The organism is Marinoscillum sp. 108, from assembly GCF_902506655.1.
Classification (GTDB): domain Bacteria; phylum Bacteroidota; class Bacteroidia; order Cytophagales; family Cyclobacteriaceae; genus Marinoscillum; species Marinoscillum luteum.
Map to the genome: position 1 here is coordinate 1,097,039 of NZ_LR734808.1, position 16,986 is coordinate 1,114,024.

General features: G+C 46.2%; 13 protein-coding genes. 6 read left to right on the forward strand and 7 right to left on the reverse strand.

Annotated elements, in window-relative coordinates:
• Nucleotides 1-68 precede the first annotated feature (68 nt).
• The 6 genes from GV030_RS04565 to GV030_RS04590 all read left to right on the forward strand — a co-directional run bounded on the left by GV030_RS04565 (nt 69) and on the right by GV030_RS04590 (nt 7,380).
• Complete coding sequence (locus tag GV030_RS04565) at nt 69-1,040, forward strand: GSCFA domain-containing protein (RefSeq protein ID WP_159580232.1); 972 nt, start codon at nt 69-71, stop codon at nt 1,038-1,040.
• 2 nt (nt 1,041-1,042) lie between these two features.
• Nucleotides 1,043-3,154 (forward strand): thioredoxin domain-containing protein, encoded by a 2,112-nt coding sequence (locus GV030_RS04570; protein WP_255465102.1) that lies wholly within the window; start codon nt 1,043-1,045, stop codon nt 3,152-3,154.
• A 97-nt stretch (nt 3,155-3,251) separates the two neighbouring features.
• Nucleotides 3,252-3,476: a hypothetical protein gene (locus tag GV030_RS04575; protein ID WP_159580233.1), complete on the forward strand. Its 225-nt coding sequence runs from the start codon at nt 3,252-3,254 to the stop codon at nt 3,474-3,476.
• A 51-nt stretch (nt 3,477-3,527) separates the two neighbouring features.
• Nucleotides 3,528-5,990, forward strand: a complete 2,463-nt coding sequence (gene priA / locus GV030_RS04580; RefSeq protein ID WP_159580234.1) for a primosomal protein N' — start codon at nt 3,528-3,530, stop codon at nt 5,988-5,990.
• Complete coding sequence (locus GV030_RS04585) at nt 5,991-6,710, forward strand: hypothetical protein (RefSeq protein WP_159580235.1); 720 nt, start codon at nt 5,991-5,993, stop codon at nt 6,708-6,710.
• Nucleotides 6,711-6,720: 10 nt separating this feature from the next.
• A complete protein-coding gene (locus GV030_RS04590) occupies nt 6,721-7,380 on the forward strand; it encodes a DUF6048 family protein (RefSeq protein WP_159580237.1) in 660 nt (219 codons plus the stop codon).
• Between the two features lie 52 nt (nt 7,381-7,432).
• On the opposite strand, the gene surE is transcribed toward GV030_RS04590, so the two are convergent.
• The 7 genes from surE to bglX all read right to left on the reverse strand — a co-directional run bounded on the left by surE (nt 7,433) and on the right by bglX (nt 16,974).
• The gene (gene surE / locus GV030_RS04595) at nt 7,433-8,206 is read right to left on the reverse strand and encodes a 5'/3'-nucleotidase SurE (RefSeq protein ID WP_159580238.1); all 774 of its coding nucleotides are present in this window, start codon (nt 8,204-8,206) and stop codon (nt 7,433-7,435) included.
• A gap of 10 nt (nt 8,207-8,216) precedes the next feature.
• Nucleotides 8,217-8,819, reverse strand: coding sequence for a hypothetical protein (locus tag GV030_RS04600; RefSeq protein WP_159580239.1), 603 nt, complete (start codon nt 8,817-8,819; stop codon nt 8,217-8,219).
• Nucleotides 8,820-8,825: 6 nt separating this feature from the next.
• Entirely contained in the window at nt 8,826-10,043 is a 1,218-nt protein-coding gene (locus GV030_RS04605) for a bifunctional 3,4-dihydroxy-2-butanone-4-phosphate synthase/GTP cyclohydrolase II (protein WP_159580240.1), read from the reverse strand.
• Between the two features lie 32 nt (nt 10,044-10,075).
• On the reverse strand, nt 10,076-12,013 hold the full coding sequence (gene dnaG / locus GV030_RS04610) for a DNA primase (protein WP_159580242.1): 1,938 nt from the start codon (nt 12,011-12,013) through the stop codon (nt 10,076-10,078).
• Between the two features lie 86 nt (nt 12,014-12,099).
• Nucleotides 12,100-13,005 carry an alpha/beta hydrolase gene (locus GV030_RS04615; RefSeq protein ID WP_159580244.1) on the reverse strand — a complete coding sequence of 302 codons (906 nt, stop codon included), beginning with the start codon at nt 13,003-13,005 and terminating at the stop codon, nt 12,100-12,102.
• Nucleotides 13,006-13,008: 3 nt separating this feature from the next.
• On the reverse strand, nt 13,009-14,505 hold the full coding sequence (locus GV030_RS04620; RefSeq protein WP_159580246.1) for a sulfatase: 1,497 nt from the start codon (nt 14,503-14,505) through the stop codon (nt 13,009-13,011).
• A 174-nt stretch (nt 14,506-14,679) separates the two neighbouring features.
• Entirely contained in the window at nt 14,680-16,974 is a 2,295-nt protein-coding gene (gene bglX, locus GV030_RS04625; RefSeq protein ID WP_159580248.1) for a beta-glucosidase BglX, read from the reverse strand.
• Nucleotides 16,975-16,986 lie beyond the last annotated feature (12 nt).

Genomic DNA, 16,986 nt, shown 5'->3' on the forward strand with positions numbered 1-16,986 from the left:
CACGGAAACCCTGATTTCGAATAGAGATCAGGGTTTTTTTTGTTCCTTTCTTCTCTAACTTAGCTACTGTGTTTACGCTACCCTTCCAAATACCTGAAGCACCACATAAGATCAAGCTGAAAGATTCTATTTTCAGTATTGGCTCCTGCTTTTCAGATAACATCGGGGATAAACTCACCGCACACAAGTTTGATGTTGTCACCAACCCCCTTGGGATTTTGTATAACCCCTTTTCCATTTTCAAAAATCTCCGGCTTCTGCTTTCAGAAGGGCTAGACCCGGATAATTTCATTGAGGCAGGGGGTGTTTATTTTCATTGGGATACGCACAGTGACATCTCGGGCACAGCCATGGATTCCTTCAAAGCCCTCCTGGAGGCCAGAAGCCTCACCTCCAGACAAAGCCTTACCAGCGCCAACTGGCTCATCATTACCCTGGGCACCATCTATGTGTACAAACACCTCGAAAGTGGAAAAATCGTGGCTAATTGCCATAAAATTCCCCAAAGACATTTTCAGAAACTAAGCCTCAGCCAGGCAGAGATAGAAGAGGACTTTTTTCAGACCATGGAATTGCTCCGCACCATCAATCCCGACATTAAGGTGATTCTGACCGTGAGTCCGGTCCGTCACATCAGAGATGGACTGATCGAAAACAATGTAAGCAAAGCCACCCTTCTCCAAACGGTCAATAACATCGTGAAGAATGACCCAAATATCTACTACTTCCCTGCTTACGAAATTCTGATTGATGAACTCCGGGATTATCGTTTCTTCAAAGAAGACATGATCCACCCTACCGAGCAGGCCATACAGTACATTTGGGAGCGATTCATCACAGCTTGTTTAGATCCGGATGCCATTGGCTTTATCAGCGAATGGACCAAGGTCAAAAAATCACTGGAACATCGTCCTTTCCATCCTGACACCAATGAACATCAGCGCTTTCTCAGGTCTACACTCACCAAACTGGAAGCCCTAAGCCAACGTGTGGACGTCTCCGGTGAAATGGAGCTCATCAAAAACCAACTAATCCGCTAGACATGAAGATACTCATCCTCAGCACACTGGCGATCAGTTTTTTATTCATTCAGTGTACCCAGAATATGACACATCAAGAAGAAACCACCGAGGAATACGAATTCACTAATCATTTAATAAACTCTACGAGCCCCTACCTCCTACAGCATGCCCACAATCCGGTGGATTGGTATCCATGGGGTCCGGAAGCTTTGAACAAGGCCAAGGAAGAGAACAAACCCATTCTCCTGAGCATCGGCTACTCCTCCTGTCACTGGTGCCACGTGATGGCTCATGAAAGCTTCGAAAATGAGGAAATTGCCAGGCTGATGAATGAGCGGTTTATCAACATCAAGCTGGACAGGGAAGAGCGACCAGACCTGGACAATATCTATATGGATGCCGTGCAAGCCATGGGCTTGCGAGGTGGCTGGCCCCTCAACGTATTCATCACTCCCGATCAAAAACCCTTTTACGGAGGCACCTACTTCCCGCCTGACCAGTGGAAAAAGCTTATTGTCTCTGTCAGCGATGCCTATGTACATAAATACGATCAGCTTTATGAGTCCGCATCACAATTTGCTGCCAATATAGATCAAAGTGAGGCTGAAAAATATGGACTTACAGACGGAGGCCTCGCGCTGACTCTGTCAGATTTTGACACAGCTTACGACAGCCTGAAAAATAAGTTTGATCCGAAATGGGGAGGCATGAACCGGGCGCCAAAATTTCCAATGCCTGCACTATGGAACTTCCTTCTCACCTATTCTCATACCAGTGCGCAAACGAAGGCCCGGGAACATTGTCTCCTGACACTCGATAAAATAGCCTCCGGCGGCATATATGATCACGTTGGAGGTGGGTTTTCCCGGTATTCTGTAGATGGCGAGTGGCATGTTCCTCATTTCGAAAAAATGCTTTATGACAATGGTCAGCTGCTGTCTTTGTATGCCAATGCCTACAAACTCACAGGAAAAAGTGAGTACAAGCGGGTACTAACCGGCATAGCTCAATGGCTGCGGCGTGAGATGCTTCATGAGCAGGGAGGATTCTACAGCGCACTGGATGCAGACAGTGAAGAAGAGGAAGGTAAGTTTTATGTGTGGACTTTCGAGGAGGTGAAGGAGCTGGCCGGGGGTGATTTCTCAGTCATTGCCGAGTATTACAATGTCACCAAAGAAGGCAACTGGGAGCCCGGAAAGAATGTGCTTCGAAAATTGGAAGATGATAAAGTATTGGCCACCGAACTCAATCTTTCCGTCACAGAACTTAGAGATCAGGTGGAGCAATTCAATGCCAAGGCATTGGAGGTGCGAAACACCAGAGTAAGACCTGGTCTGGATAACAAGCTCATTGCCGGATGGAATGGATTGGCACTCACAGGTTTATGTCACAGTTATCAAGCCACCGGAGAAACAATTTTTGCGGACTTAGCCACTGAAAATGCAGCCTTTATCAGCCAACAACTCATGACTGACAAAGGGCTGGTGAGAATTTATGGGCTGGATACACGAGGGTATCTTGAGGATTATGCTGCAGTGATACAGGCATTTATTACCTATTATGAGACCTTCTTTGATGAAACCTACTTGGAGCTGGCCCGAACCATGACAAACCAGGTGATCAATGAGTTTTTCGATCCCAAAGAAAACCTGTTCTACTATACCAGCAATCAGGCGGAGCATCTCATCGCCCGAAAGAAAGAAATTTTCGACAATGTCATTCCGGCCTCCAACTCTATCATGGCAGAGAATTTACATAAGCTTGGCCTGATGTATGATGATGAGTCTTATAAAAAAATAGCTTTCACGATGATTTATCAGATGAACAAACTGATCCGACAAGAGCCAGAGTATCTATCCAACTGGGCATCCATTTCCTTACTCAGACTCAAACCTACTGCAGAAGTGCTACTGGTGGGAGCCCAGGCTCAGGAACAAGCGCTGCAAATCAACAAGACCTATTTGCCCAATAAAATCCTCATGGTAAGCACCACAGGTAGTAGTCTGCCCCTATTTGAGTACAAGACCGTGGTAAACAATGAAACCACTATTTACGTTTGCTTTGACAAAGTATGTAAACGACCTGTCAATAATTTTACCGATGCACTGGCGGAGATTCACGATCCAAAATGATATGTTCACTCACTCACAATTCAGTTTCAGCACATAAAGAACTTTTATGTCTAATGGATTGCCTAATTTAAAGCCACCAAACCATCAACCAACTGACATGGTCTTATATCAGGAAGAAAAAAAATACGTTGATAGTCTCCGCAAAAGCCTGGCTGAGGATAACGAAATTTCAAAAGAGAAAATTGAAGAGTTGCTCAATAAGTTTGAAGACATGATGGAAATGACCAGTGTCAGCATCAAAATGATCGACCGTCTGATGCAGAACTATGACAAGCTAAAGCAACAAAACGGAGCAGCCACAGTAGCCGTAAAAAACCAATAAGCCTCACCAAAAAATTACCCTCGCATGCATTTCTGGTTTAGATTTGTGTGATTGAGCTACCTTGAAGTCATATTACCTCTGCCTCTTCCAGGCACATTCACTTACAGATTTTCTGATTTACTCTACCCCGACCCTCAAATTGGCGCCAGAGTCGTCGTGCAGTTTGGGAAAAGAAAAATCTACACTGGTATTATCCATAGTGTACACGACCAAACTCCCACCGACTACAACCCAAAGGAAATCCTGGATCTGGTAGATCAGGAGCCGGTACTCACCCTCCAGCAGCTCCGGTTTTTCGAATGGATGAGCAGTTACTACATGTGCACACTTGGTGAGGTAGTGAATGCCGCCCTACCTGCCGGACTCAAAATTTCAAGTGAATCGATCTTATCCCTCAACCCTGAGACTGTACTTGAAGACCTGGACCTCACGGAAAAAGAACAATCCATCATCAATCACCTGCTCTCCGGTGACATTAAAATGAGTGAGGTCAATAAAATTCTTGACATCAAGTCACCTTATAACCATGTCAAAAACCTAAAAGAGAAAAAAGCCATTCAGGTATTTGAGCAGGTAAAGGACAAGTATGCTCCTAAAAAAGAAACCTGGATAAGGCTTTCGAAATCTCACGCTACCGAAGACGGACTCGATCAGCTTTCCGCACAGCTGGAGAAAAAAACCAAGCAGCTGGATGTGCTCCTGGCTTATCTACGAAGCGTTCCCCTGCTAGAATCTCCATCATCCAATGAGCACGGAATTAGTAAAAAGGAACTGACTCAATCGGACATCAGCAGCTCATCACTCAAGACACTCATCAAAAATGGTGTCTTCGAAGAATGGGAAAAAATAGTCTCACGACTGGATGGAATGAAAGCCTCCGGTGCGCAACAAATCAACCTCTCTTCGGCACAGCTGCAAGCCCGAAAAGATATTCTGGAGTCATTTCAATCCAAAGGTACGGTACTGCTCAAGGGAGTAACCGGAAGTGGTAAAACTGAAATTTTCATCTCGCTCATCCAGGATATTCTGGAAAATGGAGGACAAGTACTTTACCTCCTTCCCGAAATTGCCCTCACCACACAGATCATTAAGCGACTGGCCAAGGTCTTTGGCGACCAGTTTGGAGTATTTCATTCCAGATATTCGGACAACGAGCGTGTAGAGGTCTGGCAAAAAATCCAGAAAGGCGAATTCAACTTTGTGGTGGGTGTACGCAGTGCGATTTTCCTTCCGTTCAACGACCTCTCGCTGATTATCATTGACGAGGAGCATGAAACATCTTTCAAGCAATACGAACCCGCACCCCGATATCATGCGCGTGATGCAGCCATCTATCTGGCATCCATCTTTCATGCAAAGACACTGTTGGCCACTGCCACTCCCAGTCTGGAGAGTTATCAAAATGCCCTGGAAGGCAAGTATGGGCTCGTCAAACTGGAGGAGAGATACAACGAAGCAATACTCCCCAGTGTGGTACTGGCCAATCTGGTCAAAGAGCGCAAACAGCGCAAGATCAAAGGAAATTTCAGCTCCGTCCTGATAGAAGCTATTGAAAAAGTCATGGACAAAGGCAAGCAAGTCATCCTCTTCCAAAACCGAAGAGGTTACGCCCCCTACCTCACCTGCCAAAACTGTGGATTCATACCCAAATGCCCGCATTGCGACGTGAGTCTCACCTTTCATATCCATCAAAACCTACTGATCTGTCACTACTGCGGTCACAAATCAGAAATGCTCTCTTCCTGCGTCCTGTGCAACTCTCAGGAACTTAAAACGATGAGTTTTGGCACTGAGAAAATTGAAGAAGAGCTACAACTGCTCCTTCCCAATGCCCGGATCGCCCGAATGGATCTGGACACCACCCGCAGCAAATACAGCTATCAGAAGATTATTGATGACTTTGAAAATGGACACATTGATGTGTTGGTAGGAACGCAGATGGTCAGCAAAGGGCTCGATTTTGATCACGTAGAGCTTGTGGGAGTATTTGATGCAGACCGGATGATCCACTTCCCGGACTTCAGATCTCACGAAAGGGCGTATCAGCTCATCCACCAGGTAAGTGGCCGGGCCGGGCGAAGGGCCGATCAGGGGCATGTGGTCATCCAAACCAATGACCCGGAGCAGGCCATCTTTGCTCACCTGAAACGGCAAGACTATGAGAGCTTCTTCAATGCTGAAATACTGGAGCGTCAGCAATTTCACTATCCGCCTTTTTATAGAATCATCAGGATTACGCTCAAGGATAATGAAAAGCATTTGGTTGCCAATGCGGCACAATTCTATGCCAAGGAGATCCGAAAACAACTGGGAGATCTTCGGGTGATCGGCCCGGTGGAGCCGATGATTGGTCGGATCAGAAACCAGTACCTCTTTGATATTACGGTAAAGTTTGAAAAACATGGGCTCAATTTGTCGGCCTTAAAAGAATTCCTGCTTAATTCGCGTAATATGATGCTCAGTCAGCAGTTATATAAAAGTGTGAAAGTGATTTTTGATGTAGATCCGGTATAGATGAAGCAAAGCTTTTATATTCTTCTTATTTGGGTGACCCTGGCCTATGCCTGCGATCCATGTGCTGACTGTGGTGAGCCGCTACGGTATGACCCCACGGTGAAAATGATTTTCATCAATCAGGACAGCGCTGATGTACTGAATGACAGCATCCAATTCAATAAGGATTCCATCGCCACCAATACTGCCTTGCGCAAAGTCAACACGGACTCTATGAAAGTGCTGCAAGACTCGCTGATCATCGTGGATACCCTGGTAGCTGCAGGTAAGGAAGAGTACATTGAGGTTCAGGATTTATTTAATAAAACCATAGATAGCCTCTCCATCGTTTCGGATAGTCTGTCCTCCTACTCCAAGCAGCTGACGGCAATCAATACTGAACTCACTAAGATCCTAACTGTAATTAATAAAGGGACTGTCCAACTCCAGCACACCAGTATCCTGGAAAATGGTGCAGAGTTGAGCTATGAAGACTCCACCACCTCTTTCAGGCTGCCTTTGCTCCTTGCCAGTAATCAGACCAGCTACCGCATCACCATAGATGGTATTGATTATAGCATCGCCTTTACTTATGAAACTTTCGAGTCTATTGATAAAGCCAGGGTGGCCAAGGTAAGTGCTGGTAATTTAGAGGTTCTTTCACACTCCTTTGATTCGTTAACTTTAAATTGCCCATCTGACTGCATAAGCGATGATGCGACCGTTACTGTATATTTCTAGTTTCTTACTGATGTGGCAAGCATTTGCCCAGGCAGACTCTGTGGCTGTGGACAGCCTGGAAGAGGAAAGCGTGCGTTTTATTCAGCCTTCATTCAGTTTTGACTATGGAAAAGCTTTGGTAAGTGCTGCTGGGTTTGAGCAAAAATATGAAGGCGCCTTCTCCCTGTTGTTTTTTGAAAACTATTACCTCACCGGGGAAATAGGCACCGGAAATCTCCAACCAAAAAACGGCATTGAAAACGGGAAATACCAGTCTGAAGGAAATTACTACAGAATAGGTGGTGGGTACCTGAAAGCCATCAATAGTACCAGCAGGCTTGGACTGGGAGTTCGGTATGCGATGAGTACTTTTAATGACCTGGGAGAATACTATGTGGAGAGTCAGTCTGGTAGTCAGGACGACTATAGTGAGCAATTTATACGTAAGAATTTGGAAGCCCGATGGGTAGAAATGGTACTCACCTCCGAAAGCAAAGTGAGACTCAAAAAGTCAGTTCCTGAAGCCAGAATTAACCAATTATTTTCTCTCGGGTTTCATCTGAGACTGAGGGTAATGTCCTCCTATGATCGCTTTTCTCCCATAGACGTGTACAGTGTTCCCGGGTATGGTCGCACAGTCAATAACCCCAACCTGGCCCTCAACCTGTTTTTGAAGTTCACTCCTTTCTAGGATTACTCGAACTGCTCTCCTCGCAAACCACCTAAATACTCCAGACGATCAATCAGATATCCCACTCGTCATTGAGCAAGCGAATGGCATGATGACCTGTGAGGTCAAACTGACAGGGAACCAAGGAAATGTAATTGTTGGCAATCGCCCATTCGTCATTGTCCTCCCCTTTGTCATGATTTACGAAGTTTCCGATCATCCAAAAGTACTTTCTCCCGTGGGGGTCTACCCGCTGATCGAACTCTTCTTCCCATCTGGCATTGGCCTGACGACAAACCTTGATCCCTCTAATTTTCTGGTTTTGGTGTGCAGGTATATTCACGTTCAGCGCTATCCCTTTCGGAATTCCCTTCGTCAGGGCCTCACGAGCTATCTTGAGGATGTATTCATCCACATGATTCATCTCAGCGTCAGTATCATAGTCGCAGAGCGAAAACCCAATAGCTGGTGTACCTTCAATAGCCGCCTCTATGGCCGCGCTCATGGTACCAGAATAAAGCACACTGATGGAGGTATTGCTTCCATGATTGATGCCACTCACCACTAAGTCAGGCTTTCTATCTTTCAGTAAATGATGTTTGGCCAACTTCACACAGTCTGCCGGAGTGCCGCTGCATTCATATGCCGGAATCTGATCTCCAAACAACCTGTTTTCGGTAAGTCGAAGCGTATCCCCCACAGTGATCGCATGACCCATCCCCGACTGAGGGCTGTCCGGTGCCACCACCAGCACATCGCCGATCTGAGCCATCAGGCTTACTAATTTCTTAATTCCATTAGAGGTAATACCATCGTCGTTGGAGACGAGTATAAGTGGTTTCGACATGCGTTGGTTTTTATATAGCGTTGTAAAAGGCCGTGATGCGAATGAGGTCTCTCAACTCATCCGTTTTCAACCTGTTTTTCTTAATGAAGCTCTTCACTTCCGAGGAGTGCTTGGACATGATATTCATCAAATCACTTTTCTTACCCAGGTAGATATCTATCTTCCCATCCTTATGGAGGAAATAGAAAGTATAATGCACCTTATCCTGAATAAATGACCCACCCCAATAGGCAGAGCTATTGGAGACACTTTCCTGTACAATGGCCTCTCTGGAAAGCAAAGAGAGCGGCCCCTCATACAACACCTCAAAGATGATCGGAATCTCATAGTTGTAATTGACATTATAAGGTATGGAGTAGAACTGCCGGTAGTTATCCACTAATTTGTCATAAATCTCAAAATAGAAAATCTTATGACTGCTGAAGGTCTTCACCACATTGCCCTGAATTAACTGCACAATGTTGGCTTCCATGTCATATTTGATCAACCCCCGAACGGTATCATCTTCCGTGGTGATCAGGTAACCGTCATGCCACACCTCCGACGAAAACTCCTGCGCATGGCTTAAGAAACCTGCAGCACAGAAGATCATGAATAAAAATAGTCTCCTCATCTACAATTATTTTTTCAGAATCTCGTGTCCCATTTTATCCCGCTTGGTTTCAAGGTATTTTTGATTGTGGATATTTGGAACAACCTCTATAGCTACGTTCTCAACAATTTCCAGACCATAACCCATTAGGCCGATGCGTTTTTTTGGATTATTTGTAATGAGCTTAAGTTTGGTCACTCCCATTTTCCTCAAAATCTGCGCACCTACACCGTAATCCCGCTGATCCATATGAAAGCCTAACTTCTCGTTGGCCTCCACTGTATCCAGCCCTTCTTCCTGTAGCTTATAGGCTTTCAGCTTATTCAAAAGACCTATCCCACGGCCTTCCTGATTCATGTAGAGCACCACGCCTTTGCCGGCTTTCTCCACCATCTGCATAGCACTGTGCAGTTGATTGCCACAGTCACACCGGTAAGACCCGAAAATATCACCCGTCACACAGGAAGAATGCACCCTCACCAGTACAGGCTCATTCTCTTCCCACTCACCTTTATAGAGCGCCAGATGGGTCTCATTGGTGTTCTTTTGCTTGAAAGCCTTCAGGCGAAACATACCATGCTCGGTGGGCATGTCTACTGCAATTTCTTCTTCCACCAGGGACTCATGCTCCATGCGGTAAGCAATCAGATCTCTGATGGACACAAGTTTCAGGTTGAATTTATCAGCGATAACCCTCAAATCAGGTAACCGTGCCATGGTGCCGTCCTCCTTAAGAATCTCCACCAGTACACCTGATGGGTGAAGTCCAGCCAACCTGGAGAAATCAATGGCGGCTTCCGTATGTCCTGTTCTTCTTAGCACCCCACCCTCTTTGGCTTTCAATGGAAAAATATGGCCAGGCCTACCAAGATCCTCAGGTTTGGTGTCCTCATGAACAAGTGCCTGAATGGTCTTTGACCGATCGGAGGTGCTGATGCCAGTGGTGGTACCATGTCCGATCAGGTCCACTGATACGGTGAAGGGGGTTTCATGCACCGCTGTGTTCTTACCTACCATTAGGTCCAAACCTAGTTCTTCACATCGCTTTTCCAGCAAAGGCACACAGATCAATCCTCGTCCCTCTTTGGACATGAAGTTGATAATTTCGGGGGTAACCTTCTCTGCGGCACAGATGAAATCGCCTTCATTTTCACGATCTTCATCATCCACCACGATGATAATTTCGCCATTCCTGATGGCTTCTATTGCTTCTTTTATTGGGTCAAGAAGTTGCGCTCTACTCATTCCTATTTATTTTCAGTCTATCTTAATACAAGTTATTTTACTGTGACGTTCCCCAGAAATTCCGCCAGGCTCATTTCTATTTTTTTAAGCCCGTTGATTTCATCCAGCAGGATATCAATGTCATCTTCATTCGTCGTTTCCTTTAGCTTTCTGTTTTCCTCCTCTATCAGGTGCTGCACAATTCTAAACTTCAGCCTCAGGATATTAGAATAGGTAACATCCTTCAATTGTTCCTCCTCTTTTGGAATATATATCTGAAATTTCTTCTCCCAGTTCTCGCTCACCTCATGCTTTGAGGTCATCAGGTTGACCACCTCCCGCTTGATCTCTTCAGAGCCGTGCTGTATGAGGTAATCCCCATCAATGATCACTCCCTCCAGAAGCTTCTCCTTGAAAATATCAAGGATGCTTTTGTACACCGGATTGGTAAACTGTATTTCCTCAATCTCTGAAAGAAAGTATGAGATCAGGTCCTCATCCACCAGCTCGTGATTGGTGATATGACTCTTTCCATAATTCACCAAAACCCGGATACTCTCTTTCTCCTGAAGCTCTATGACCTTCATGATATCGAGCTCCTCCGGCTCTTCTGGTTGGGCCACCAGCAGGTCTTGTGGAGTCAGATTTTCACCAGGCTGATAGCCGGCTTTGCCCTTGTCCCTGTTTTGCTGGATAAGGATCTTATTTTGCTCGGCCACCAATACTGCCTCCGAAATACCTAGCAAATCACTGCATTCCTTCAGGTAGACCGTCCGTTTCACCGGGTCGTCTATCTTGGTGATGGATCTTACAATGTCTTTGATCAACCCGGCTTTTTTAACCGGATCATCTTTGGCATCTGCCAAAAACAGTTTTGTTTTGAAGCGAATAATATCTTGAGATTCACTTTCAATGTAGTGACTAAAAGCACTGGTACCCAACTGCTTGGCATAGCTGTCCGGATCTTCTCCTTCAGGTAGTGCAACCGCCCGCACGTTGAGCCCACCCTCCAGCAACATATCAATCCCTCTGATGGAAGCTTTGATCCCTGCGGCATCACCATCGAAGATCACGGTCACGTTTTCTGTGTATCGTTTCAGGAGTTTGATCTGCTCCTCAGTGAGGGCTGTACCTGAGGAAGACACTACATTTTTGATGCCCGTCTGGTGCATGGAAATGACATCCGTATAGCCTTCTACCAGGTAAACGTTATCTTCTTTTCGGATGTCCTGCTTAGCCTGAAACAGACCATAGAGAATCCGGCTTTTATTGTAGAGCTCTGTCTCCGGAGAGTTGATGTACTTGGGCTGTTTCTTATCCTTGCCCAGCATTCGGGCACCGAATGCCACCACTTTGCCGGACACATTGTGAATGGGGAAAATGACCCGATTTCTAAACCTGTCATAAACCTTTCCCTCCTCCTTCACCACAATAAGACCGGCCTCTTCAAGCAGCTCCTGGCGGTATCCTTTTGCCGTAGCAGCTTTCAGCAAGTGATCCCACTCACTGAGGGTATAGCCCAGTTCAAAATCCTTAATGGATTCATCTGTAAATCCCCGCTCTTTGAAGTAGCTAAGGCCTATCGATTTGCCTTCCTCACTCTCCCACAATAGTTCCTGAAAGGATTCCTTGGCGAAATTGAGTAGGATATAAAGACTGTCTCTCTTGTTTTGAGCCTCCTGGGCTTCGTCGCTCTGCTCCTCCTCTATGATTTCTACACCGTACTTCTTAGCGAGGTATTTCAGTGCTTCCAGGTATGAAAGACCATCCACTTCCATGACAAAGGTGATACAATCCCCGCCTTTGCCACTGCTAAAATCTTTGAAAATACCTTTGGAGGGCACCACATAAAAAGATGCTGTCTTCTCATTGGTGAATGGACTCAGGGCCTTGTAACTGCTTCCTGATCGCTTCAGGGTAAGGTAATCACCCACCACGTCCACGATATCCATGCGGTTTTTTATCTCATCGATGGTAGCTGGACTGATCATAGGTTAATCTTCGCAGTATCAGAGTGATTTTTCAAAGCACAAATCTAAGGCTTTACTCTGAAACGAAACGGCCTATTCCGCAGGGCTTATTCAGAACAGAAAGACAATTCTGAATCACAGGATCGCTTCCCCTCATGATAGATGATGTGAGTTTGACGATGGCGAGCGTCCAGCACATCGTTCTCCAGAAAATCATCAATTATTGATATGTACCCATCCTGTATGGGCTTGCCCGCCCACTCATGTCCACCACCACAATCTGTCATGAGATAATACTGCTGGTCAAGCGAACGCAAGCGTTCGGCCAGGGTATACGAACCCGAAAGCATCATAAATCCGGTCTGTTCTGCATCACAATAGTGGTGTGGTGCATTGGCGTAAGGCACCAGATTGTCACAGGTACCATGAAAAAAAGCCGTGGGAATGGCGTTCTCTTTAGTGATCCACCGGGCATCCAAAAGCGCACCGGCCATACTGATCACGCCACCATACTTAAAATTGGATGGTAGGATGCCAGCCATGGTTTCATTCCAATAGGTCGCGTGGATTGCTGCTTCTGCTCCGGCACTGCTCCCAATAATCACGACTCTGGAGGCATCGATACCCAATTCCTCTTTGCGGTCAATCAGATAAGCCACTGCCTGGTGGATGTTTCGTGCCGCCTCAAATATGGTGCTGATTTTATTCTGCACGGGCTGATCGCAGCTGAAGGACTTGCCTTTCATGGTGAGGTGATAAGAAATAGTGGCCGTAACCCAACCCTTTGAAGCATAGCGCTCACAAAAAGCCAGGTGACCTGACTCATCGCGCTTTCCTCCCGAGAACCCACCACCGTGCACGTAGATCAGCAAAGGGCGAGGCGCTGCTACATCCTTTGGCGTATACAGATCCATGCCAAGCGTGTCTTCATAAACGACCGTATTCCTTTCGAATGACTGTGCCTCGAGAAAACAAACCGTCATAAGCAGAAAGGATGCAAGAAAATATTTCATAGGTCAATAGGTATCTCTGTATATGTGGTCAAATCGTCGTCCATGATCAGGCTTCAGCGGCATGGATTCACCACCGGTTTCAGACAACCAGGCAAAAAGTGCCGATCTCAACTCCTCAGCCACTTTTCTGTAATCATCATTCCTGATCAGATTATTCATTTCATTCGGATCATTTTCAATATCGTATAATTCGTTGATATCCCAAACTCCGTGGTAACGAATAAACTTATACTTTGACGTGCGAACGGCATGAACCGTAGGCGTCTGAGGAAAAGGGCGCTCCCAAAAGTATTCATAGTAGACCGTGTCACGCCAGGGTATAGATTCCTGATAAAGGAGCTTTTTAAAGGAGCTCCCGTCCATATGCGCTTTGACTCCCAGTCCGGCCAGGTCCATTACGGTGGGGCCCACATCCACGTTTTGAACCACCTCACTCACCCTGGAGGCCGCCGGGATACCGCCTCCCATGGCCAGCATCGGCACTCGCATGGATTCTTCGTAAGCCTGGCGCTTGTCTATGAGCCCGTGTTCGCCAAACGAAAAACCATTATCGCCCATGTAGATCACCACGGTATTTTCCAGTAAATCTTCGCTCTCGAGGTAGTCGAGTACGGTACCGATACTTTCATCCACAGAAAGCAGCGTTTCACAATAGCGCCGGTAAAAGTCCTCAAAATTGATTTGCCCATGATACATGTAATCCACACCGTGCCAGCTATTGCGCTGAGCTTTTGCCCAGTTGGGTAGATCATCATAGTTGTATTGATCGGCCGAAACGGTGCTTCGCTCATGGCCGGGAGGAAACATGGTGGGCGGGTATGCTACCGGCTCCTCTTCATATTTACCAAGGTGTCTCTTAGCTGGTTGGAAATCGGCATGCACCCCTTTATGTGATAGGTAGAGAAAAAAGGGTTTTTCTTTATCCCGGTTACTAATGAAATCAATGGCATAGTTGGTCAACACATCTGTGACATAGGCTGAGTCCCCGTGTACCTCATCTGTACCATTGAAATTGATGGTAGGATTATAATATACACCCTGTCCCTTGAAACTCGCCCAAAAGTCAAACCCGGGCCGCTGACCAGAATGGTGCTCGCCCATGTGCCATTTGCCAATGAAGCCTGTCTGATAACCGGCTTCCTTCTGGAGGTATTCTGGGAAAAACACTGTGCCCTCAGGAATGAGCGACTGGTTATCTACCACCTTATGATTATGTGCATACTGACCGCTGAGGATACTTGCACGGCTGGGTGAACACAGGGAGGTACTCACAAAGGCATTTTGCACATGTACTCCTTCAGTGGCCATTCGGTCCATATTAGGCGTTTCCAGAAATGGAACTTTCCCCATGAATCCCATGAAGTCATAGCGGTGGTCATCACTGAGAATAAACACCACGTTCTTACGATCCGAAAGGTCAGGCTGTGTATAGGATTGCTCTTTTTGGCTGCATGCTGAAGCGATAATGATCAGTAATACAAGGCTTAAAACTTTCTTCATTTCATGTTCATTTTAGCATAAAAAAACACCCACCATCAGAAAATTTTCATAAACGCCGGCATAAGACTTATTCCCAGAAGTCTGACACCTTAAAAGCGAATGGGTCAATGTTTCTGAATGGTGGGATTTTTTGAAGTGTGAAGAAGTAACAACTATGGGAATTTCTTAATTAATTTATTTCGTCCAATTTACCTTTTGTCTCTGCACATCTCTTGAGTTGGCGCCTACCATGATTTCAAATTCACCAGATTTCCAGTCAAACTCCAAATCTGAGTTGTAGAACTTCAAGTCTTCATTAGTTACCTCAAAAGTCACGGTGACTGTCTCTCCTGCTGCTATCAAAACCTTCTGAAAACCTTTTAACTCCTGTACCGGACGGGTGATGCTTCCCACCACATCTCTGATGTATAATTGCACCACTTCCTTACCATCCACATCACTTTCATTGGTGACTGGCACAGATACCCGAAGAACCTCTGCTCCCTTGAGTTCCTGGTGAGACAGGGTCATATCACCAAATTCGAAGGTGGAATAACTCAACCCAAAGCCGAAAGGATATAAAGGCTCATTGCTCACATCCAGGTAATTGGACCGAAACTTCTGAAACCACTGACCCTCCGCCAGGGGTCGGCCGGTGTTCTTATGGTTGTAGTAGATAGGCACCTGTCCGATATTTTGAGGGAATGTAGTGCTCAATTTACCCGATGGGTTCACCTCACCAAAAAGCACATCAGCGATGGCCAAACCACCTTCACTTCCTGCAAACCATGTATTGAGAATAGCAGGAACACTTTCTGACTCCCATTTGATGGCAAGCGGCCGGCCACTTTGCAGTACAAGTACCACTGGTTTGCCCGTTTTCAGAAGTGCCTTCAGGAGGTTCTGTTGACTTTGGGGAATTGAAATATCTGATCTACTGGAGCTCTCTCCTGACATCTCAGCTGATTCACCCAATAAGGCTACGATCACCTCTGACTTTTGGGCTACAGCCAGCGCTTCCTTAATGAGTGCGTCGGCAGAGCGCTCATCCCTGTAGGTAGGCTTACCGAAAATACTCACCCTGGCTTCCAGGTCTGCCTCCTCATAGACATTCGCGCCCTTTGCATATAGAATATTTGTATGAGCTCCACCCACTGCTTTCATTCCTTCCAGAAGTGAAATGGACTTGGTGAAATCTGCTGCCACACTCCAGGTGCCAGTCATGTTCTCTTTATTATTGGCCAAAGGTCCTATCAGGGCAATGGTTCCGCCCTTCTTTAGGGGCAACACATTGTCTTCATTTTTCAAAAGAACCAACGATTGAGCTGCAATCTTCCTCGCTGCCTGTCTCTTATCGGCCGTGTAAATTTCCTTCTCTGATCGTTGAATGTCACAGTACCGATAAGGGTCTTCAAAAAGGCCCAGCTCAAATTTCGCTCGCAGGATTCTGCGACAAGCCGCGTCGATTTGTGCTTCCGTGATAGCTCCTTCTTCCAGTGATTTTTTGAGTGTGGTCAAAAAGCCCTCTCCTACCATATCCATGTCTATTCCGGCATTCAAAGCCAGAGCAGATACCGTCTGCAAATCACCCATACCATGGTCTATCATCTCATTGATTCCTGTATAATCGGTCACTGAGAAACCATCGAAACCCCACTGTTCACGGAGCACTTCTGTCATCAGCCAGCGATTACCTGTAGCAGGGATACCATCTATTTCATTGAAAGAAGCCATAACGCTACCAACTCCTGCATCGATAGCTGCTTTGTAAGGAGGGAAATACTCATTGTACATTCGCACCCGACTCATATCCACGGTGTTGTAGTCCCGGCCTGCTTCAATGGCACCGTATAGCGCAAAATGTTTGACACAAGCCATCATGGTGTTGTAAGCAGTAAGATCATCACCCTGATATCCGCGTACCATGGCCCCTGCCATCAGGGATGCCAGGTAAGGGTCTTCACCCACACCTTCGGATATCCTGCCCCAGCGCGGGTCACGACAGATATCTACCATCGGAGAAAAGGTCCATGAAATACCATCTGCTGTGGCCTCCTGTGCGGCGATTCTGGTAGACAGCTCGATGAGTTCCATATCCCAAACGCATGATAGTCCCAGGGGAATGGGGAAAACTGTTTTGTAGCCATGGATCACATCCATACCAAAAATCAACGGGATTTTAAGACGGCTCTCCTCTACAGCTATTTGCTGGGTAGCTCTGATTTTTTCTACACCGCTGATATTAAATAATCCTCCTACCTGGCCAGCTTTGATCTTTGGCACTATCCCCGTATTGGAAGCCAAACCTGTGCTGATGTCACCAGCCCCCGGAAGATTGAGCTGCCCTATCTTCTCCTCTATGGTCATAAGATTTAAAAGAGAGTCTATCTGAGCCTCATAGGGCTCACCCGCTTGTATCGGATCAGGCGCAGAGCAACTGCCCAAAAACAGCGATATCATCATTATCCCAATCACTAATAGATTCCTCATGTCCAATGTTAT